Genomic DNA, 1,205 nt, shown 5'->3' on the forward strand with positions numbered 1-1,205 from the left:
AAGAACTGAGTTAAAAAACAAGCAATTTTAAGCTAATTTTGAAACAAAGTTCTCATCATAAGGCAAACCACTTTTTGCGATAGCAAATGCCTGTTTTAATAATTTATTTGCTACTGCTATTAATGCCAGTTTTTTACTCTTTCCTTTTGCTACAATTCTATCAAAAAGTGCCTTACAAGCTTTGTTATATGTACAAGCTGAAAGTGCTGCTAAAAAAACCATATTCCGTAATTTCCTATTCCCTACCTTACTTATCCTGCTACGTCCCCTTACGCTACTACCAGACTCCCTTATTGTGGGTGTAATTCCTACATAGCTACAAAGCTGTGATGCCGACTCAAACTTCTTAAACCCATCGGTTACCACAATTAAAAACAAGGCTGTTTTTAAGCCTATTCCTGGTATGGTTTGCAATAAGGTTAATTGATGTTGTTGGTCTTGTTTTACTAATTCTAAAAGCCTATTCTCTAATAATGCTATCTCTTTCTTCAAATGCTTCAAGTCACGCTGTAAGGAATTGTAAACAGTTTTTGAAGGAATGCCTAATGTTTTTTCTCCATGAATTTTATTCTTCGTGGCAGTACTCTTTTTTACGTAACTATCCAGTAATCTAAAGAGTTGTAAGCACTCACTCTGTACGTCTGTTAAAGCATTGTACAAAGGAACTTCGTTGACTGTTCCGTACTCGCAAATGGATTTAGCATCACTCTTATCTGTTTTTACTTTGGCTAGTTTCATCTGGATAAACCGTTTTACCGATAACGGGTTTACTACAGATACCGTTACGCACTTTTTATGTAAAAACTGTGCTAACCTGTAGTGATAATAGCCTGTGGCTTCCATGACCACTAATGCTGTTTTGGGCAAGCTTTTTAAGAGCTGCTTAAACCCTGATACATCATTCTTTAATTGATAATGTCCTGTGCTTTCACTGTAAACATCAAAGACATCTTTGCTGATGTCAATACCATAAATTTTTTTATCTTTAGTCATAAGAACTGAATTTTGGAAAGAACAGAAGCTACTCACATTTCAACAACTTAAAAACGAGATCTAGGTCTCACAGAACTGAACGAAGTTTAAGTAGTAAAAGAGAGGGGATTATCAATGTTGACGAAGTTTAATCTTCACCGTGTATATTAACCTTAATCCTCTCTTTTGTTCTTTCTGATTATTTATCTAATTTAATGAATTGTAAACTTAAG

The 1,205-nt window shown here is 34.6% G+C and carries 1 protein-coding gene; it reads right to left on the reverse strand.

The window, feature by feature from the left end; translation table 11 throughout:
* Positions 1 to 27: 27 nt before the first annotated feature.
* Entirely contained in the window at positions 28 to 993 is a 966-nt protein-coding gene (locus ACFPH8_RS14990) for an IS110 family RNA-guided transposase (RefSeq protein ID WP_376862271.1), read from the reverse strand.
* Between the last annotated feature and the right edge of the window lie 212 nt (positions 994 to 1,205).

Source organism: Bizionia hallyeonensis, assembly GCF_042657385.1.
GTDB lineage: Bacteria > Bacteroidota > Bacteroidia > Flavobacteriales > Flavobacteriaceae > Algorimicrobium > Algorimicrobium hallyeonense.

What these genes read in the sequence shown, in the direction of transcription:
- ACFPH8_RS14990 (WP_376862271.1), bottom strand. Translation starts at nt 993, where the DNA reads ATGACTAAAGATAAAAAAATTTATGGTATTGACATCAGCAAAGATGTC.